Here is a 19334-nt window from a genome sequence, read left to right on the forward strand (position 1 = left end):
GATTCCTGACAGGTAAATCGCTGTTTTGTGCGGACGTCCATCACGGAAGGTGATTAAGCAGCGGGACAGGGTTTGCCGCATCTGGCCCGTCGATACGGGTCACCGACAGGTTGTCGATCTTGTGGGACAGCGCCTGTTTGGGCGTCCAGCCCATCGCCGCCTGAACCTGCGTCAGGATCACGCCGATGTGGGCCACGGCAATGATGTGCTGTGCGGGATGTTGCGCGCTGATCCGGCGCACGGCGGTGGCGACGCGGGCGGCGGCCATGTTCCAGCTTTCACCGCCGGGGGGGAGAATGTCGCCGGGGTCTTCCCAATAGGCGCGGCTGAGGTCGGGGTAGGCATCGCTGACGCGGGCGAAATGCCAGTTGTCCCATGCGCCAAAGTGGAATTCGCGCAGCATCGGGTCCGAACGCAGGCGGGTGCGACCGCCCGCAATCGCATCGGCCGTGGCATGCGCGCGGATCAGGTCGGACGAGATGACCAGCGCGTCTTCAGGCAAAAACGCCTGTATCCGCGCAATCTGCGCGCTGTCGGACAGATCGGCGGGCACGTCGCGCCAGCCGACAAATGTTTTCTGATGGGTCGGGCCGTGCCGTACCCAGTGCCATGTGGTCATAGGGTGCCTTTCAGGATGTTGGGCAGGCCCGCTATGACTTGAACTGCGGTGTCGGCCTGTGCGGCCAGCGCGATGTTCAGCCGCCCCTGGGCCTCGCGAAAGGCGCGGGTTTCGGCATCGGCGGGGACAATGCCCTGGCCCACTTCGTTGGAAACCATGACGACAGGTACAGCGCAATCTGCAAGCGCTTGCAGCAAGGCCGTTTGCGCAAGTTGCAGATCGGCGCCATCCATAAAATGGTTCGTCAGCCACATGGTTGCACAATCGATCAAAACGGCCTCGCCCGCGCGGCGCTCGGACAGGACAGGGGCCAGATCGTGGGTGGCTTCGCAATTGATCCAAGCGGAAGTGCGCCGGTCACGGTGGATTTGCACACGCGACTTTATTTCGGCGTCCCATATGCGGGCCGTGGCCAGGTAGACAGGAGTTAAGCCGCTGTTAACTATTACGTTTTCTGCAAAGACGGATTTGCCCGAAGCAGCCCCACCTAAAACGAAAGTTGTCGAAGGCAACATATTTTTCACCTTTCGAGTGAACCAAACCCTGTGCTGATGCGTAATTAAGTCAACACCGCATAACAAGCAGCGATCGGGGAGACGTCATTATGGCACTGGACAACGCAAGGGATGTTTCACTGTCCCGCACCGCGATGAAGGCCGAATTACTGGACGCGGAAACCGAATTGAAGCTGGCCTATGCGTGGCGCGACGAACGTGACGAGGCAGCGCTGCACCGGCTGATTACGGCCTATATGCGGCTGGCCATTTCGATGGCATCAAAGTTCAAACGCTACGGCGCGCCGATGAACGACCTGATCCAGGAAGCGGGTCTGGGCCTGATGAAAGCCGCTGACAAATTCGACCCGGATCGTGGGGTGCGGTTTTCGACTTATGCGGTCTGGTGGATCAAGGCGTCGATTCAGGATTACGTCATGCGTAACTGGTCGATGGTGCGCACGGGCTCGACCTCTTCCCAGAAATCCCTGTTCTTCAATATGCGCCGCGTTCAGGCGCGGCTGGAGCGTGAAAGCGCCGCGGCGGGGGAAACGCTGGACCGGCACCAGTTGCGGCAGATGATTTCGACCGAGATCGGCGTGCCGCTGCGGGACGTGGAAATGATGGAGGGGCGTTTGGGTGGATCGGACTATTCGCTGAACGCCACGCAATCGTCCGAGGACGAAGGGCGCGAATGGATTGACGCGCTGGAAGATGATGGCGCGCAAGCCGCCGAGCTGGTCGAAAACGAACATGATACGGCGCAGTTGCGCGAATGGTTGCTGATGGCGATGAATGCGCTGAACGAGCGTGAACGGTTCATCGTGCGCGAACGAAAGTTGCGCGATGAGGTGCGCACACTGGAAAGTCTGGGGCAGGAACTGTCGCTGAGCAAAGAGCGGGTGCGTCAGCTGGAAGCCGCCGCTTTTGCCAAGATGCGGAAATCGCTGGAGACACAGAGCCGGGAAGTGCATCACTTCCTCTTATGAGACATATGATTCCCGCACTGCTGTCGTGGGCCGTCCTTGCCGGGGCGGCCTTTGCTTTTGAACCTGCTGATGTGTCGGAGGCCGACATTGTGATTGTTGGCGAGGTACACGACAATCCGGCCCATCACGCGGCACAGGCCGCAGTGGTGGCGCAGGTGCATCCCAGGGCGATTGTCTGGGAAATGCTGACGCCTGCACAGGCGGCCATGGTCACGCCCGCATTGATTGCGGACGCTGACAAGATGGCCGAAACACTGGGCTGGGCCGAGGCGGGATGGCCGGATTTCTCTATGTACCATCCCATTTTTGCAGCGGCCTCTGACGCTGTCAGCTACGGCGCTGCCGTTCCGCGTGATATGGCCAGCCGCGCTGTAAAAGGGCCGTTGGGTGCGGTCTTTGACGCGGCCCCGGCCTATGGGCTGGACCGCGACCTGAGCGATGCAGAGCAAAGTGCGCGCGAGGCGCTACAGCGGGCCGCCCATTGCGATGCGCTGCCCAAAAAGTTGCTGCCCGGAATGGTCAAGGTTCAGCGGCTGCGCGATGCGACACTGGCGCAGGCGGCGGTCAAGGCGTTGGCCGACACCGGCGGGCCGGTTGTCGTGATCACCGGCAACGGCCACGCGCGCAAGGATTGGGGCGTGCCAAGCTATCTGGCACAGGTTGCGCCCGGCACCCCTGTGCGCACCATCGGACAGGGCGAAGCGGGCGAAGTCCCCGATGGCGGGTTCGATGCGGTGTGGGACAGTGCGGCACAGACGCGCCCCGACCCCTGCGCGGCCTTTGAATAGGGCAGCGCTTACGGGCTGGCAGAATGCGCATGTGCGGCATATGGTTGGGCGAAAGTGACGGCAGCGGGGACGCAGGATGCTGAACGGCAAAAGAATTCTTCTGATCATCGGCGGCGGGATTGCGGCGTTCAAGTCGCTGGACCTGATCCGGCGGCTGCGTGAACGCGGCGCGATGGTCACGCCTGTGCTGACGCAGGCCGGGGCCGAATTTGTCACGCCTTTGTCTGTCTCGGCACTGGCCGGGACCAAAGTGTATCGCGATCTGTTCGACCTGACGGATGAGGCCGAGATGGGCCATATCCAGCTGTCGCGCTCGGCCGATCTGGTGCTGGTGGCTCCGGCAACGGCGGATTTGATGGCGAAGATGGCGCAGGGGCTGGCGAATGATCTGGCGTCGACGCTGCTGTTGGCCACCGACACGCCCGTGATGATCGCGCCCGCGATGAACGTGCGGATGTGGGACCACCCCGCGACCCGGCGCAATCTGGCGACCCTGCGCGGGGACGGCATTGCGGTGATCGGGCCGAACGACGGCGACATGGCTTGCGGCGAATTCGGGCCGGGGCGCATGGCAGAACCGCTGGAGATTGTCGCCGCCCTTGAAGGCGCGCTGGACGGTGGGCCGCTGGCGGGCAAACGGGTGCTGGTCACGTCAGGGCCGACGCACGAGCCTATTGATCCGGTGCGCTATATCGCCAACCGCTCGTCCGGTGCCCAAGGTACGGCGCTGGCGGCTGCACTGGCCGCTTTGGGGGCCGAGGTGGTCTTTGTCACCGGCCCCGCGGATGTACCCCCGCCTGCGGGGGTGCAGGTGGTCAGGGTGCAGACCGCACAGCAGATGTTGCAGGCCGTGCAGGCGGCGCTGCCCTGTGACGCGGCCGTTTTCGCGGCGGCTGTGGCCGACTGGCGGGTGGCGTCTGCGTCGGACCGGAAGCTGAAGAAAACCAAGGACGGAATGCCGAAGCTGGAGTTTGCCGAGAATCCCGACATTCTGGCGACAGTCTCGCAAATGACGCAGGGGCGGCCCGGGCTGGTCGTGGGCTTTGCCGCCGAGACCAATGACGTGGTCGAAAATGCCACCGCCAAACGCAAGCGCAAGGGCTGCGACTGGATCGTGGCCAATGACGTGTCGCCCGAGACGGGGATCATGGGGGGCAGTGAAAATGCGGTGCATCTGATCTCGGATGCGGGCGTCGAGGATTGGCCGCGTATGGGCAAGGGTGCGGTGGCACAAAAGCTGGCGGCGCGGATTGCGGACGCCTTGGAATAGAACTTTTATGCCTCCGGCGGGAGTTTTCTGGGCAAGATGAAGAATGAAGCTGTGACGTTGCAATTTGTCTGGGATGCGGGCGCAGATACCGATCTGGGTTTGCCATCTTACGAAACTTCGGGCGCCGCGGGTGCAGACCTGCGGGCGAATTTTGTGGATCAAACGGCTGTGGTGCTGAAACCCGGCGCGCGGGCGCTGGTGCCGACGGGGCTGCGGCTGGCGATTCCTGACGGTTTCGAGGTGCAGGTGCGGCCCCGCTCGGGGCTGGCGTTGAAACACGGGGTGACTCTGGTGAACACACCCGGGACCATAGACAGCGATTATCGCGGACCGTTGGGGGTGATCATGATCAATCTCGGCGATGCCGACTTTGTGGTCGAGCACGGGATGCGCATCGCGCAGATGGTGGTGGCCCCCGTGGTGCAGGCGCGGTTTGATCTGGTCGAGGTGCTGGACGACACAGCGCGCGGCACCGGCGGCTTTGGGTCGACGGGCGCGCAATGATATTGGTTCTGGGCCTTGCTGCGGCGCTGTGGGGCGTGGGGGCGATGATGGGCGCGCCGCGCGCGGTGCGGCTGAATATGGTCCTGCTGCTGTATGTGGCGGTTCTGGCGCTGCATCTGGTGCTGCCGGATGCGCATCCCTTGCGTCTGGCCACAGGCGAGAGCGCGGCGCTGTGGTTGATCCTTGGCGGCTTTGTCGTGCTGGTGCTGGCCTATCGTTGGGGCCTGCGGCGGTTAAAGGCGCGCGCTATGGGCGAACAGGCGGCCCCGCCATCCGGTGGGCCGATGACCGAGGTCGAACTGAACCGCTATTCCCGCCACATCGTGCTGCGCGAAATCGGCGGGCCGGGTCAGGTGGCGTTGAAAAACGCGCGCGTGCTGGTCGTGGGGGCGGGCGGCCTTGGCGCGCCTGCCTTGCAGTATCTTGCTGCCGCAGGCGTGGGCACGCTGGGGGTGATCGACGCCGATGTCGTCGAAGGCAGCAATCTGCAACGACAGGTGATCCACACAGATGCGCGCATCGGCATGCCCAAGGTGTTTTCGGCCCAAGCCGCTTTGGAGGCGTTGAACCCCTTCATCACCGTGCGCCCCTATCACCGCCGCTTTGACGCGGACATCGCCGCCGAACTGGTCGCGGAATATGATCTGGTGCTGGACGGCACCGACAATTTCGACACCCGCTATCTGGTCAACCGCACGGCGGTCGCGGCGGGCGTGCCGTTGATCTCGGGCGCGCTGAGCCAGTGGGAGGGACAGCTGAGCGTCTTTGACCCCGCCCGTGGCGCGCCGTGTTACCAGTGTATTTTCCCGCAGGCCCCCACCGACGGACTGGCCCCTAGTTGCGCCGAGGCGGGCGTGCTAGGGCCATTGCCCGGTGTGGTCGGGGCGATGATGGCGGTCGAGGCGGTCAAGCTGCTGACCAATGCTGGCACACCGCTGCGGGGCGAAATGCTGATCTACGACGCGCTTTATGGCGAGAGCCGCAAGATCACTTTGGCGCGGCGCGGCGATTGTCCGGTTTGCGGCGACAAGGGGTGATTTCCTGCGCCAGATCGGGCGGATGCGATTGCAAGTGGCGAGGCAAGGTTTAGGTTGAGGTCAAAGGAGACCCCACATGACCAACCCCTTGCTTGCCGAATGGGATACGCCGTTCCAGATCGCCCCGTTTGATACCATTTCCGACGACGACTTTACCCCCGCGCTGGATCAGGCGCTGGCGGCGCATAACGCCGAGATTGACGCGATTGCCGGCAATGCCGATGCGCCGACCTTTGACAACGTAATCGGCGCGCTTGAGGCCGCCGGGCGTGATCTGGACAAGGTTCTGGGCGTGTTCTTTTCCGTCGCAGGGGCGGACAGCAATCCGGCGCGCGAGGCGTTGCAGCGTGAATTCTCACCGCGGCTGGCCGCGCATTTTTCCGATATTTCGGCCAACACCGCGCTGTTTGCCCGCGTGGCCGCGGTTTGGGGCCAACGCGACAGTCTGGACCTGAGCGACGAGCAGGCGCGGGTGCTGATGCTGACCCATCGCGGCTTTGTCCGTGCCGGCGCTGCGCTGACCGGGGCCGAGGCCGCGCGGATGAAAGAGATCAAGGGGCGTCTGGCGGTTCTGGGCACCGAGTTTACGCAGAACCTGCTGGCGGATGAACGCGACTGGCATATGGACCTGCCCGAGACCGATATGGCGGGCCTGCCGGATTTCGTGATCCGTACAGCACAGGAAGCAGGTAAGGAAAAGGGCGCGGATGGGGCCGTGATCACCCTGTCGCGGTCGCTGATCGTGCCGTTTTTGCAATTCTCGACCCGGCGTGACCTGCGAGAAGTGGCTTACAAGGCATGGGCCGCGCGCGGTGCCAATGGCGGCAAGACCGACAACCGCGAGATTGCCGCCGAAATCCTGAAACTGCGCGAAGAGCGTGCCAGGCTGTTGGGTTATCAGAATTTTGCAGCCTACAAGCTGGAAACCGAAATGGCGGGCGACGCGGCATCGGTTCGGGCCTTGTTGATGCAGGTCTGGGAGCCGGCCAAGGCACAGGCCGAGGCCGACGCATGGGTGTTGGGCCAGATGATGCAGCAGGACGGGGTGAACGGAGATCTGCAAGCCTGGGACTGGCGGTTCTATTCCGAACGCCGCCGCCAGCAGCTGCATGATCTGGATGAGGCCGAGCTGAAGCCGTACTTCCAACTCGACCGGATGATCGAGGCATCGTTTGACTGTGCGTCGCGGCTGTTTGGCCTGTCGTTCGAACCGCTGGACGTACCGCTCTATCACCCTGATTGCCGCGCGTGGAACGTGACGCGGGGCGGCGAACATATCGCGGTGTTCATCGGCGACTATTTCGCACGCGGCTCGAAACGCTCGGGCGCGTGGTGTTCCGCGATGCGGTCACAGGCGAAACATCCGCAGGTGCAGACACCGGTGGTGATCAACGTCTGCAACTTTGCCAAGGGCGATCCGGCGCTGCTGTCTTATGATGACGCGCGCACGCTGTTTCACGAATTCGGCCATGCGCTGCACCAGATGCTGTCGGATGTGACCTATGAAAGCGTGTCGGGCACATCCGTCGCGCGTGACTTTGTCGAGTTGCCAAGCCAGTTGTACGAACACTGGCTGGACGTGCCCGAAGTGCTGAGCACATTTGCCATCCATGCCGATACCGGGCAGGCGATGCCGCAGGTGTTGCTGGACAAGGTGCTGGCGGCGGCGACCTATGACATGGGCTTTCAGACCGTTGAATATGTGGCCTCGGCCCTTGTCGATCTGGAGTTTCACGACGGCGACGCCCCAGCCGATCCGTTGGCGCGTCAGGCCGAAATTCTGGAAGGGTTGGGCATGCCTCAGGCCATCGGGATGCGCCACGCGACGCCGCATTTCGCCCATGTGTTTTCGGGCGATGGCTATTCGTCGGGCTATTACAGCTACATGTGGTCCGAAGTGATGGACGCCGATGCTTTCGCCGCCTTTGAAGAGGCGGGCGGGGCATTCGACAAAGAGGTGGCGAAAGCGCTGGAGGACAATATCCTAAGCACAGGTGGCAGCCGCGACGCAGCCGAACTGTACACCGCGTTTCGAGGGCGTTTGCCGGGGGTCGAGGCCTTGCTGAAAGGACGCGGTCTGGCGGCGTGATGCGCTATGCCGCCGCTCTTTCGGGGCGGCGGCATCGGTTGGCCGCTGACGACGTAAGATTAATGGGTCCGGACCCTAAGCAAATGCGGAGAAGATAATGTCACAAGATCCTTATGCCGCGCTTGGTCTGACCAAAACGGCCACTGCCGACGAAATCAAGAAAGCCTATCGCAAGATCGCGCGCACGGACCATCCTGATCTGAACCCCGATGACCCAAGGGCCGAGGCGCGGTTCAAGGCGGCGGGGCGCGCCTATGATCTGTTGAAAGACCCCGAACAGCGCCGCCGTTTTGACGCCGGAGAAATCGACGCATCCGGTGCGGAACACGCGCCGCGCGGCTTTTATCGTGACGATGCGCGCAGGCCGGAAAATCCCTATACCCAACGCCGCACCGCTGCCGGAGGCAACCCGTTTCAGGGCGGTTTCGCCCCGAATGATTTCTTTGCCAACTTTGCCCGCAATCGCGGCGCAGGACGTGGTGCGCCCGGTGATGTGCCGGGGCAAGACAGACAGTATCGTCTGGGTGTGCCGTTTCTGGATGCCGTGCTGGGCACCAAGACCCGGATCACCTTGCCGGATGGCGGCGCGCTCGAAGTCACGATTCCCGAAGGCGCGCGTGACGGCCAGATTTTGAGATTGCGCGGCAAGGGTGCGCCCGGCTACGGAGCCGGTCAGCCAGGGGATGCTTTTATCACGCTGGACGTGATCCCGGACCCCGCTTTCGAGCGTGACGGAGATGATATTGTCGTCACGTTGCCCATTACAATTGACGAGGCCATTCTGGGCGGCAAGGTGCCGGTGCGCACGGTGTCGGGAACGGTCAAGGTCAGTGTGCCGGCCGGTGCCAGCTCGGGGCAGGTTCTGAGGTTGAAAGGGCGCGGCATCAAAGGTCGCGCGGGCAAGGGTGACCAACGGATCACGCTGCGCATTGTCAGCCCGCCCAAGATTGATGCCGCCCTGAAAACTTTCATGGAAAACTGGCGGGCAGATCACCCCTATGACCCGCGCGCAGGAAAGGAGACAGCATGAAACATGTCTACGCCCGCGCGCAGGTGATCGAAAGCGTCACCTCGCTGACGGCCGAGCGCCTCAGCCATTTTGAGCGGCTCAGCATCGTGACCCCGGTCAGCACCCCTGACGGGCCACGCTACCGCACCCTGGACATTCGCCGGATCACCCTGCTGTGCGAGCTGACGGATGATTTCGAGGTGAACGAGGATGCGCTGGTGATCATCATGTCGCTGCTGGACCAGCTGCACGGCGCACGCGGCCAGCTGGATCAGGTGATGCAGGCGATAGGCGCCGAGCCGTCAGAGATCAGACAACGCCTGTTGCAGCGCTTTGCGGATGGCGCGGCAAGCGACTGAACGCGGCGGGTCAGTACCCTGCCGTGCGATCCACCAGATGCAGCAGCGGCTCGCCCGCTTCGCCGCGCCGGATGTTTTCAGCGACTGTCAGGGCCGAATATTTTGCCCGCGTTTCTGCCGCCACATGCGGCGTTACGGTCACGCGCGGGTGGTGCCAATAAGGGTGTGCTTCGGGCAGCGGTTCGATGCGGAACACGTCCAGCGTCGCATGGCCGATCTGGCCCGAATCCAGTGCCGCCAGCAATGCGTCGTCGTCGATCAGGGGACCGCGTCCAGGGTTGATGATACACGCACCCTGCGCCAGCAGCGCCAGCGTGTCGGCGTTCAGCGTGTTTTCGGTCGCGGGGGTGTCGGGCAACAGCAGCACGACGATCTCCGCCCCCGTCAGCGCCTGTGTCAGACCCGCATCGCCCGAAAGGCAGCGGATGCCGTCAATGTCCTTGGCACTGCGCGACCAGCCGGTGACGTCAAAGCCGATCTGTGACAGCATCTGCGCACAGGCCGTGCCCAGTTCGCCCAGCCCCAGCACCGTCACCTTGCGGTCCCATGCCAGCGGCGGGGCCACGTTGACCCAGTGCCCGGGCGCGCAGTTGATATGCGCGTCCATGCCCAGATGGTGACGCAGGGTGTGGCCGGTGACCCATTCGCACATGCCCTGGCTCAACCCGCTGTCGACCATCCGCGTCAGCGGAATGTTCAGCGTCGGATTGCCCACGATCTTTTCCACCCCCGCCCACAGGTTCAGCACCGCCTTGGCCCGCGTGTAGGGGGTAAAGTCCTGCAAGGGAGAGCTGGGCGCATAGACGATGTAATCTACGTCTTCGGGCGGAATATCCCTGGCCAGAAATGCCGTGACACCCGCATTGGCAATGGCCTGTTTCAGCGGGGTTTCATAGCTGTCCCAACCGTCAGGCTGGGCGGCGAAAAGTACGTTGATCATAGATTACCTTGGTCGGTGGATATGGGCGCTTTGAACAAAGCCGAAGGCGAGCATGAGCACAAGCATTGCCGAGCCACCATAGCTGACCAGCGGCAAAGGCACACCCACAACGGGCGCCAATCCCATGACCATCGACATATTCACCGAGAAAAAGAGGAAAAAGTTCAGCGCCAGTCCCAGGATCAGCAGCGACGAAAACCGGTCGCGGTTGTTGATGGCTGATACGACGCAGAAAAAGATGATCAGCGCATAGAGCACCAGCAGGGAAAACCCGCCGACAAAGCCGAACTCTTCAGCCAGCGTGGTAAAGATAAAGTCGGTGTGTTTTTCGGGAAGGAAGTTCAGCCGCGATTGCGTGCCCTGCATGAACCCGCGCCCGGTCCAGCCACCCGATCCCAGTGCGATTTTGGACTGTGTGATGTGATATCCGGCGCCCAGCGGGTCCGAGGAGGGATCAAGAAACGTGTCGATCCGGCGGTACTGGTAATCCTTGATCAACTGCCAGGGCGTGCCGCGCGACTGGAACACAGCGGCAATCAGCCCGATTCCGGCCGCCAGAACAGCCGCGAAATAGGCCCAGTGGACACCGGCGAGAAACATCAGGCCGCCACCCGCCGCCAGCAACAGGATGGCGGTGCCCAGGTCGGGCTGGCCCAGCACCAGTGCCGTGGGGATCGATATCATCACCACCGGTATCAGCACCCAGACGGGGCGCGACTTCTTGGCCGGGGGCAGCCAGTCGTAATAGGCCGCCAGAAACATCACCAGCGTGACCTTCATCAGCTCGGACGGCTGCAAGCGCATAAAGCCCAGATCAATCCAGCGTTGCGCCCCCATCCCGACAGACCCGAACAATTCGACCGCAACCAGAAGCATCACAGAAATGCCATAGGCCACCGATGACACCGAACGCCAGAACCAGATCGGCACCATCCCGACCAGCACCATCAGGACCAGACCCACACCAAAGCGTTCCATCTGCGGCTCGGCCCATGGCGTATAAGAGCCACCCGCCACCGAATAAAGCATCAGAAAGCCGACACCGGCGACGGACGACAGCAGGATCGTCAGCGGCCAGTTCAGATACAGGATTTTGCGAAATCCCGAGGGGACGGATTTGACGGAGTATTCAAGATAGCTCATGCCTGATCTGAGCCACCCAGATCGGCCAGGGGACGCACGCTGCGCAGGTGCTCTTGCTGGGTCTTGATCCGGCCCCGGTCTTTGGTTGGATAGGCATCAAGCGGCGGCTCACCGCCATAGAGAGCCTGCAAGGTGATATCGCGTACAATCGGCGCCGCAGCGGACGACCCGCCACCGCCATGTTCGACGATGACGGAGACGGCATATTTGGGGTTTTCGAAGGGGGCAAAGCTTACGAACAGCGCATGGTCGCGCCGCTCCCACGGCAGGTCGTTGTTGTTGACAACACCGCGTGCGCGTTCGGCGGCGGTGATGTTGCGAACCTGGCTGGTGCCGCTTTTGCCTGCCATGCGCATGCCTTCGGTGATGATCCGGCTGCCATAGCCCGTGCCGCGCCGGTCGTTCACCACATCGTACATCGCGCGGCGCATCTTGCGCAGGTTGTTTTCGTTCAATCCCATGCTTTCACCGGCGCCTGACGGCTCTTCGATGCCGTCCACCGACTTCACTAGACGGGGCGTCACAGTGCGGCCTGTTGCAATACGGGCGGTCATGACCGCCAGTTGCAGCGGTGACGCCAGCATATAGCCCTGACCGATCGAGGCGTTGACCGTGTCGCCAATCACCCAGTCCTGGCCGTGGACGCGCCGCTTCCAGTCCTTTGTCGGCGTCAGGCCCTGCGAAATGGCCGACATCGGCACATCATGACGCACCCCAAGACCAAAGCGTTGTGCCATGGCCGAAATCTTCTCGATCCCGACCTTCAGGGCCAGATCGTAATAATAGACATCGCAGGACTGTTTCAGACTGTTTTGCAGATCGACATAGCCGTGCCCGCCCCGCTTCCAGCAGTGAAAGCGACGATCGGCCACTTCCAGATAGCCGGGGCAATAGACCGTCTCGTCAGGCTGGGCCATGCCCTCTTCCAATGCAGCCAGCGCCGTCATCATTTTGAACGTTGACCCCGGAGGATAAACCCCCTGCACTGATTTTGACGCCAGCGGACGGTGAAGGTTTTCAGTCAGTTCCTTGTAATTGGCCACGGAAATGCCGCGCACGAACAGGTTGGGGTCGAACGACGGCGACGAGGCGATGGCCACCAGATCGCCGGTCTCGCAATCGATCACCACCGCGCTGGCGCTTTCTTCGCCCAGCCGGGCCTGAACGTAGTTTTGCAGATTTGCGTCGATGGTCAGCTGAATATCTGCCCCCGGTCGCCCCTCGCGGCGGTCCAGTTCGCGCATGACGCGGCCCGTGGCGTTGACCTCTTCACGTTTCACGCCGGCCTTGCCGCGCAGACGTTCCTCTTGCTTGGCTTCGACTCCGACCTTGCCGATCTGAAAGCGTGGAATCAGCAGCAATTGGTCGGGCGCTTCGATCTGTTCAAGGTCATAGTCGCTGACCGGTCCGACATAGCCCAGCACATGGGCAAAGTCCGAACCCAGCGGGTAAATGCGGCTGAGCCCGACTTCGGGTGTGACGCCGGGCAGGGCAGGGGCATTGACGCTGACGCGGCTGATATCCTCCCAAGACACGTTTTCGGCAATGGTAATCGGATGGAACGGGGCCGAGCGTTTCATCTCGATCATCGCGCGTTCCAGCTCGTCAGGATCCAGCTTGACCACGCGGGACAGCCGTTCGAGCGCGGCGTCGACATCGCCGATGTCCTCGCGTTTGACGACGATGCGGTAGGACGGGACATTCTTGGCCAGTTGCACGCCGTTGCGATCAAACACTTCGCCACGGGCAGGGGGAATCAGGCTGTCCTTGATGCGGTTGTCTTCGGCCAGCAGCCGGAACTGATCGGCCTGGTCGACCTGCAAAAAGTTCATCCGCGCGGCCAACCCGCCGACAAAGGCCAGTTGCATGCCGCCCAGAACGGCGGCGCGGCGCGAAATCGTGCGGTTGCCGGCTTCGGCCTCGGCGCGTGTGCGTTTCATATGCGGCCTCTTGTCGTTTCCAGATCGCCCGGTCCGGTTTTGCGGACCCGCATGATGCTGTGGGTGACCAGCACCACCAAGGGATAGCTCAGGATGGTCAGCCCCAGTTGCAAAAGCGACAGGCCCATCGGTGCTGTGTCAATCAACATCACTTTGTGAACCAGACGATACGCCACAGCGACCCCGACCATCAACATGGCCACGGTCAACAATTCGGCAACAAGCGTCGACGCGCGCAAGGCACGGGCACGACCCTTGAGGTTTTCGCAAGCCAACAGCACCAGCGCAGCATACAGGCCGGGAGGGCGCTGCAAAAGCAGATCCGCCAGCAACAGCAGCGCGGCCAACATCAGGGCGGGCACATATTCGGGCCGGCGCACCGACCAGGCAAAGGCAAAGCCCATCAACAGGTCGGGCGGCGCCCATTGTCCCGGCTGGGTTTGCAACGGCAGCAGTTGAAAGAAAAGAATCAGCAGCACCAGCCCGCAAAAAGCGGCACGCATCAGCCACAGACGGGGTTGTGACTGTTCACTCATTCACCGCCCCTGTAGCCTGCTCCGGGGTTATGATCCGGGCTGTGTCGCTGACCGGTTCGTTGCCATAGTGGCGCAGCACCCGCAGGAATTCGAGCCGCTCGTAATCGGCCGCCAGACGCACGCGCAAGCGCCCGCCGGGGTCTTTGGCTATCTCGCCGATCAGCAGGCCCGCCGGAAACACACCGCCATCGCCCGAGCTAAACACACGGTCACCGGGGCGCACCAGATCGGGGTTTTCCAGAAAATCCACCGGCGGGTTGGGGCTGTTGTCGCCGGCCACAATGGCACGCTGTCCCGACGGCTGGATCGTCGCGGGAATGCGGCTTGAGGCATCTGTTAACAGGATCACCCGCGCCGTGTTCTCGGCCACGCCTGAAATACGCCCGACAAGGCCGATGCCATCCATTGTGGCCCAGCCGTCAACCAGCCCGTCGCGTGCGCCCACGTTCAGCAACACGGATTGGCGAAAAGGCGATCCGCTGTCTGCCAGGACCATGCCGGAAATCACCGTCAAACGCGGGTCCAGCCGCACGTTGTTCAGGTCCAGCAGCCGCGCGTTCTCTTGTTCCAGCTGAACGGCGGCCTCTTTCCACGCCTGCATCTTGCGCAGCTCGCGGCGCAGTTCGGCGTTTTGTTCCGCGATACGCTGATAGCTGCGGAAGTTGCGCACCAGATTGATGGTGCCGGTGACGGGGGCCATCGCCCAGTCGAAATTCGGCACGATCCGGTCCGTGACCTGCGCGCGGAACCGTTCGACGCGCGGGCTGTCGATGCGCCAGACGACAAAGGTGGCAATCAGCGCCAGAACCAGAACAGCCGTCAGCAGCCGCCGGATCGGAGCGACATAATCAGATGATGAGGAACGGTCTTTGGCCAACGTAAAATCTCACCTGCGGTTTGATCGGCGCGGCGAAGGTATGCATCGACTGTGCCGCAAATGGCCCCTTTTTGCAAAGGGGCCCAAGGCTTAGCTGTCGTAGTCGATGGCGTGACGCAGCTGCTTTTCGAACTCCAGCGCCTTGCCGGTGCCCAAGGCCACGCAGTTCAGCGATTCGTCGGCAATCGACACCGCCAGACCGGTCTGTTCGCGCAGGGCCAGATCCAGATCACCCAGCAGCGCCCCGCCGCCTGTCAGCATCACGCCACGGTCGACAATGTCCGCCGCCAGATCGGGCGGCGTGGTTTCCAGCGCGGTCATCACCGCTTCGCAGATCTGCTGCACGGGTTCGGCCAGCGCTTCGGCGATTTGCGCCTGGGTCACTTCGATTTCCTTGGGCACACCGTTCAACAGGTCGCGGCCACGGATTTGCATCGAGGTGCCGCGCCCGTCGTCGGGCATACGGGCGGTGCCGATGGATGTCTTGATGCGTTCGGCAGTGGTTTCACCGACCAGCAGGTTTTGCTGGCGGCGCAGATAGCTGATGATCGCCTCGTCCATGCGGTCGCCACCGACACGGACCGAGCGGGCATAAACAATGTCACCCAGCGACAGAACGGCAACTTCGGTTGTGCCGCCGCCGATGTCCACGACCATGTTGCCGGTCGGGTCGGTGATGGGCATCCCGGCACCAATGGCCGCCGCAATCGGTTCGGCAATCAGCCCGGCGCGGCGGGCGCCTGCGGACAGAACCGACTGGCGGATTGCGCGTTTTTCAACGGGGGTCGCGCCATGGGGCACGCAGACGATGATCTTGGGTTTGGAAAATGTCGATCGTTTGTGCACCTTGCGGATGAAATGTTTGATCATCTCTTCGGCGGTGTCAAAGTCGGCAATCACGCCTTCGCGCATCGGGCGGATCGCCTCGATGCTGCCGGGCGTCCGGCCCAGCATCAGCTTGGCATCTTCACCCACGGCGAGCACTTTCTTGACGCCATCCTTGATATGATAGGCCACAACCGAAGGCTCGGACAGAACGACGCCCTTGCCTTTTACGTATATCAGAGTGTTAGCCGTTCCGAGATCAATGGCCATATCCGAAGAAAACAGACCACCCAAATTTCCAAACCACGACATGCGCGTACCCTTCGTCAATACGTTTTGGCCCGCGAGTCATGATTGCTGCGGGCGCTCGACTTATAGGGATGTGTCGCGCCAGACGAAAGGGCCGATTGGGTCTTGGTTACGCGGGTTCCCGCGCAGCTTGATAGATGCGCAGCCTTTGGGCGCAGATCGCAAAAACGTACTCCGGCCAACAGGATATGGCGCACAGGGCTGCGCGTGCTAAGTTCCGCGATGAAAAAGGGAGAATAATCATGCGCAAACTTCAGGTTCTGGGTGTTCATCACATAACCTTGACCGGTGCCGACCGGCAGACCACGATTGATTTCTGGGAGGGTGTGTTGGGTATGCCGTTCATTTTCGATCAGCCCAATCTGGACGATCCCGATCAGGGGCATTTGTATTTCGATCCCGGAGACGGGCGGCTGATAACAGTCTTTACCAACGACGCCCGCAAGGCCGACAACCGTCGCACGCCGATGGAAGTGGGCTGTGTACACCATCTGGCGTTCGAAGTGGACCGCGCCACATTCGGGCAGGTGCCTGACCGGCTCAAGGCGCGCGGCATCGGCAATTCGGGCGTCAAGGACCGCGGGTTCATGGATTCGATCTATTTCAAAGACCCCTGCGGGTTGCTGATCGAACTGGCCTGCTACAAATTCATCCCTCCGCGCGGGTCCAGCCATGCCGCCGTTCTGATGGAAGCGCACAAGATCCGGGTCGCGGCAGGCGATGACCACATCGCCGAAGTACATCTGGCCGACGCCGTTGAGCGCATCGTGCTGCGGTCACAAGAGTCGCTGAGCGAAAATAGGGAGGCGAAAGACCCCTACTGACAGCGGCAGACAGTCAAGCCATTGATAAATAATCGTTAAGCTTGGCGCTGATTGTACAGCGCCTTATGGCTTGTGGCGTGAAGGTCACAAGCCGGCGGTACATTTTGGACAACCTGCGGTTCACCCTGTCGGCGGCGGACCAAAGGCGTATTCCGACCTTCCGAGTAGCAAACAAGAAACGAAGGTACATCATGTTCCGCACCGCAATCATCGCCACAGCAATCTGCGCAACGGCATCTGTCGCCGCCGCTGGTGAACTGACCTACGGCAACGCATTCATCAAACAACACCGCCTGGACGCGGACGGCGCCGGCGCTGCCGACCTGACCGTTCTGGGTGTCGGCATTGAGTACACAGCCAACGCATGGACGTTCTCGGGCGAGGCGGCGCACTTCGATCTCGAAGGCACCGATCTGGACTATGGCTCGCTTGCCGCAGAATACCGCCTGAACAATGGCGTGTCGTTGGGCCTGGATTACAGCTCGCTGGATCTTGCCGGTTCGGACACCAGCCTGACATCGGTTTTCGCTTATTACGATATGGGCACCTATGCACTGGGCGCCGCAATTGGCGAGTCGTCCGATCTGAACGACACTGTCTACACCCTGTTCGGGTCGTGGGACGTTGCGCCGACCGGCACCGTCGGTCTGGATATCATCCGCATCGAAGGTGAAACACTGTTCGCAGGCTTCGCCGACTATGACATGGACATCTACAACGTGCAGGCCGACGTGATCTCGACAGACGGTCTGGACCTGGTCTCGGTTGCCGGCGGCTACAGCTTTGGCAACGGGTTCTCGGCCATCGGTTCGGTGTCCTATTTCGATCTGGCCGGTACAGACGGCACATCGGTTACCGTTGGAGGCCAATATGAGTTCGTCGAAGGCGCGAATGTCGAGCTGGCTTTGGGCCGCATCAACATCGACGGCGCACCGAACATCGACCAGGTCAGTTTTGGCGTGAACTATGAATTGGGCCGCCGCACCTCTTCGCGTCGCACATTGGGCAACGTGATCAGCAGCGCGACAGGTTCGGTTGCAGGTCTGACCAGCTTCTGATCTGCGCTGACAAAGCATGAACGACTGAAGCGGCCGGGTGGAGACATCCGGCCGCTTTTGCGTGGGCAGGCAGGGTATTCAGCGCATCGGCCACGAAAAAAGGAGCACAGGATGATCCCTCTGCCCCTTTTTCATGTTTCACGAACTGCGTGTGGCTCAACTCACGTCTTTGTAGTTGATTTCGCGCTTGTCAGTCCCGCCCTTTTCGCGGCGCACCAGCAAACGGTTCAACGCATGGACATAGGCGCGAACCGATGCCACGACCGTGTCTGTATCGGCTGACTGACCGGTCACAATCCGCCCGTCTTCCTCAAGCCGCACAGAAACAGTGGCCTGCGCGTCGGTGCCTTCGGTCACGGCGTGCACCTGATACAGTTGCAAGCGTGCTGTGTGCGCAACCAGTGCCTTGATGCAGTTGAACGATGCATCCACAGGGCCGTCGCCCGTCTGGCTGGTCTTGTGCTCAACGCCGTCGACGTCCAGCGTCATGTCGGCCTGCTGCGGGCCCTCGGTGCCGCAGATGACACGCATCGACACCAGCTTGATCCGGTCCTCTTCGGGATCGGTCGTGGTGCGCATCAACGCAATAAGGTCGTCTTCGTAGATTTCCTTTTTGCGGTCGGCCAGTTCCTTGAAGCGAACGAACACGTCCTTCAGCTGGTTGTCGCCCAACTCATACCCGAGGTCTTCCAGTTTCGAACGCAGCGCCGCGCGGCCCGAGTGTTTGCCCATCACGATGTTGGTCTCGGTCAGGCCCACATCCTCGGGGCGCATGATCTCGAAGGTTTCGGCGTTCTTCAACATGCCGTCCTGATGGATGCCGCTTTCGTGGGCAAAGGCGTTCTTGCCGACGATGGCCTTGTTGAACTGCACGGGGAAACCGGAAACAGTCGCAACACGGCGCGAGATGTTCATCAGCTTGGTGCTGTCCACGCCGGTCTGGAACGGCATGATGTCGTTGCGCACCCGCAAGGCCATCACGACCTCTTCAAGCGCGGTGTTGCCCGCGCGTTCGCCAAGCCCGTTGATGGTGCATTCGATCTGGCGCGCGCCGGCCTCGACAGCGGCCAGGCTGTTGGCGGTCGCCATGCCCAGATCGTTGTGGCAATGGGTGGCAAAGATGATCTCGTCGGCGCCGGGAACACGTTCCAGCAACATACGGATCAACGCCGCACTTTCACGCGGGGCGGTATAGCCGACCGTGTCGGGGATGTTGATCGTGGTCGCCCCCGCTTTGATCGCGATTTCCACGACGCGGCAAAGATAATCCGCCTCGGTGCGGGTGGCATCCATGGGTGACCATTGCACGTTGTCGCACAGGTTGCGCGCGTGGCTGACGGTCTGGTCGATACGTTCGGCCATTTCGTCCATGGTCAGGTTGGGGATCGCGCGGTGCAATGGCGAGGTGCCGATAAAGGTGTGAATGCGCGGGCGGGCCGCGTGTTTTACGGCCTCCCAGCAGCGGTCGATGTCGGGCAGCTGCGCGCGGGCAAGGCCGCAGATCACCGAGTTTTTCGCGTTCTTCGCAATCTCGGAAACGGCGGCAAAGTCGCCCTCTGATGCGATGGGAAAGCCTGCTTCGATGATGTCGACGCCCATTTCATCGAGCAGGCCGGCAATTTCCAGCTTCTCGGCGTGGGTCATGGTGGCCCCGGGCGATTGTTCACCGTCGCGGAGGGTCGTGTCAAAAATGACAACGCGGTCTTGTTCTTGGGTCATGTGAG

The 19334-nt window shown here is 61.9% G+C and carries 19 protein-coding genes; 10 read left to right on the forward strand and 9 right to left on the reverse strand.

From position 1 onward, the window contains the following. Positions 1 to 40 precede the first annotated feature (40 nt). Both DSM107133_RS02035 and cobU read right to left on the reverse strand, forming a co-directional pair. A complete protein-coding gene (locus DSM107133_RS02035) occupies positions 41 to 619 on the reverse strand; it encodes a histidine phosphatase family protein (protein WP_114294030.1) in 579 nt (192 codons plus the stop codon). Further along, entirely contained in the window at positions 616 to 1134 is a 519-nt protein-coding gene (cobU, locus tag DSM107133_RS02040) for a bifunctional adenosylcobinamide kinase/adenosylcobinamide-phosphate guanylyltransferase (RefSeq protein ID WP_114294029.1), read from the reverse strand. The genes DSM107133_RS02035 and cobU overlap by 4 nt, the downstream gene beginning before the upstream one ends. A gap of 89 nt (positions 1135 to 1223) precedes the next feature. Between cobU and DSM107133_RS02045 the strand changes: the two genes are divergently transcribed. From DSM107133_RS02045 to DSM107133_RS02080, 8 genes are all read left to right on the forward strand, one after another. Next, positions 1224 to 2102 (forward strand): RNA polymerase factor sigma-32, encoded by an 879-nt coding sequence (locus DSM107133_RS02045; RefSeq protein ID WP_114294028.1) that lies wholly within the window; start codon positions 1224 to 1226, stop codon positions 2100 to 2102. Further along, positions 2099 to 2890 (forward strand): ChaN family lipoprotein, encoded by a 792-nt coding sequence (locus DSM107133_RS02050; RefSeq protein ID WP_345889595.1) that lies wholly within the window; start codon positions 2099 to 2101, stop codon positions 2888 to 2890. The genes DSM107133_RS02045 and DSM107133_RS02050 overlap by 4 nt, the downstream gene beginning before the upstream one ends. Before the next feature lie 76 nt (positions 2891 to 2966). Then, positions 2967 to 4160: a bifunctional phosphopantothenoylcysteine decarboxylase/phosphopantothenate--cysteine ligase CoaBC gene (gene coaBC, locus DSM107133_RS02055; protein ID WP_114294026.1), complete on the forward strand. Its 1194-nt coding sequence runs from the start codon at positions 2967 to 2969 to the stop codon at positions 4158 to 4160. A 36-nt stretch (positions 4161 to 4196) separates the two neighbouring features. Further along, positions 4197 to 4664: a dUTP diphosphatase gene (dut, locus tag DSM107133_RS02060; RefSeq protein ID WP_114294025.1), complete on the forward strand. Its 468-nt coding sequence runs from the start codon at positions 4197 to 4199 to the stop codon at positions 4662 to 4664. Beyond that, a complete protein-coding gene (gene moeB / locus DSM107133_RS02065) occupies positions 4661 to 5701 on the forward strand; it encodes a molybdopterin-synthase adenylyltransferase MoeB (protein ID WP_114294024.1) in 1041 nt (346 codons plus the stop codon). Before dut ends, moeB begins: the two co-directional genes overlap by 4 nt. Positions 5702 to 5777: 76 nt before the next feature. Next, on the forward strand, positions 5778 to 7790 hold the full coding sequence (locus DSM107133_RS02070) for a M3 family metallopeptidase (RefSeq protein WP_114294023.1): 2013 nt from the start codon (positions 5778 to 5780) through the stop codon (positions 7788 to 7790). A gap of 97 nt (positions 7791 to 7887) precedes the next feature. After that, a complete protein-coding gene (locus DSM107133_RS02075; RefSeq protein WP_114294022.1) occupies positions 7888 to 8820 on the forward strand; it encodes a DnaJ C-terminal domain-containing protein in 933 nt (310 codons plus the stop codon). Further along, a complete protein-coding gene (locus tag DSM107133_RS02080; RefSeq protein ID WP_114294021.1) occupies positions 8817 to 9158 on the forward strand; it encodes a hypothetical protein in 342 nt (113 codons plus the stop codon). The genes DSM107133_RS02075 and DSM107133_RS02080 overlap by 4 nt, the downstream gene beginning before the upstream one ends. Before the next feature lie 10 nt (positions 9159 to 9168). Here DSM107133_RS02080 and DSM107133_RS02085 read toward each other — a convergent pair whose 3' ends face one another. The 6 genes from DSM107133_RS02085 to DSM107133_RS02110 all read right to left on the reverse strand — a co-directional run bounded on the left by DSM107133_RS02085 (position 9169) and on the right by DSM107133_RS02110 (position 15731). After that, complete coding sequence (locus tag DSM107133_RS02085; RefSeq protein ID WP_114294020.1) at positions 9169 to 10098, reverse strand: glyoxylate/hydroxypyruvate reductase A; 930 nt, start codon at positions 10096 to 10098, stop codon at positions 9169 to 9171. A gap of 3 nt (positions 10099 to 10101) precedes the next feature. Next, positions 10102 to 11241 (reverse strand): rod shape-determining protein RodA, encoded by a 1140-nt coding sequence (rodA, locus tag DSM107133_RS02090; RefSeq protein ID WP_114294019.1) that lies wholly within the window; start codon positions 11239 to 11241, stop codon positions 10102 to 10104. After that, positions 11238 to 13181 carry a penicillin-binding protein 2 gene (mrdA, locus tag DSM107133_RS02095; RefSeq protein ID WP_114294018.1) on the reverse strand — a complete coding sequence of 648 codons (1944 nt, stop codon included), beginning with the start codon at positions 13179 to 13181 and terminating at the stop codon, positions 11238 to 11240. The genes rodA and mrdA overlap by 4 nt, the downstream gene beginning before the upstream one ends. Continuing rightward, positions 13178 to 13717, reverse strand: a complete 540-nt coding sequence (locus DSM107133_RS02100) for a rod shape-determining protein MreD (RefSeq protein ID WP_114294017.1) — start codon at positions 13715 to 13717, stop codon at positions 13178 to 13180. Before DSM107133_RS02100 ends, mrdA begins: the two co-directional genes overlap by 4 nt. Beyond that, positions 13710 to 14594: a rod shape-determining protein MreC gene (gene mreC / locus DSM107133_RS02105; protein WP_114294016.1), complete on the reverse strand. Its 885-nt coding sequence runs from the start codon at positions 14592 to 14594 to the stop codon at positions 13710 to 13712. Before mreC ends, DSM107133_RS02100 begins: the two co-directional genes overlap by 8 nt. A 90-nt stretch (positions 14595 to 14684) precedes the next feature. Next, complete coding sequence (locus tag DSM107133_RS02110; RefSeq protein ID WP_089419045.1) at positions 14685 to 15731, reverse strand: rod shape-determining protein; 1047 nt, start codon at positions 15729 to 15731, stop codon at positions 14685 to 14687. Positions 15732 to 15970: 239 nt separating this feature from the next. On the opposite strand from DSM107133_RS02110, the gene DSM107133_RS02115 reads away from it, so the two are divergent. Both DSM107133_RS02115 and DSM107133_RS02120 read left to right on the forward strand, forming a co-directional pair. Continuing rightward, positions 15971 to 16552 carry a VOC family protein gene (locus tag DSM107133_RS02115; RefSeq protein WP_114294015.1) on the forward strand — a complete coding sequence of 194 codons (582 nt, stop codon included), beginning with the start codon at positions 15971 to 15973 and terminating at the stop codon, positions 16550 to 16552. A 191-nt stretch (positions 16553 to 16743) separates the two neighbouring features. After that, positions 16744 to 17610: a 2-isopropylmalate synthase gene (locus tag DSM107133_RS02120; RefSeq protein ID WP_114294014.1), complete on the forward strand. Its 867-nt coding sequence runs from the start codon at positions 16744 to 16746 to the stop codon at positions 17608 to 17610. 156 nt (positions 17611 to 17766) lie between these two features. Here the strand turns inward: DSM107133_RS02120 and DSM107133_RS02125 are convergent, their stop codons facing one another. Further along, positions 17767 to 19329 carry a 2-isopropylmalate synthase gene (locus tag DSM107133_RS02125; RefSeq protein WP_114294013.1) on the reverse strand — a complete coding sequence of 521 codons (1563 nt, stop codon included), beginning with the start codon at positions 19327 to 19329 and terminating at the stop codon, positions 17767 to 17769. Positions 19330 to 19334 lie beyond the last annotated feature (5 nt).

Source organism: Pseudosulfitobacter sp. DSM 107133 (assembly GCF_022788695.1).
Taxonomy (GTDB): Bacteria; Pseudomonadota; Alphaproteobacteria; order Rhodobacterales; family Rhodobacteraceae; genus Pseudosulfitobacter.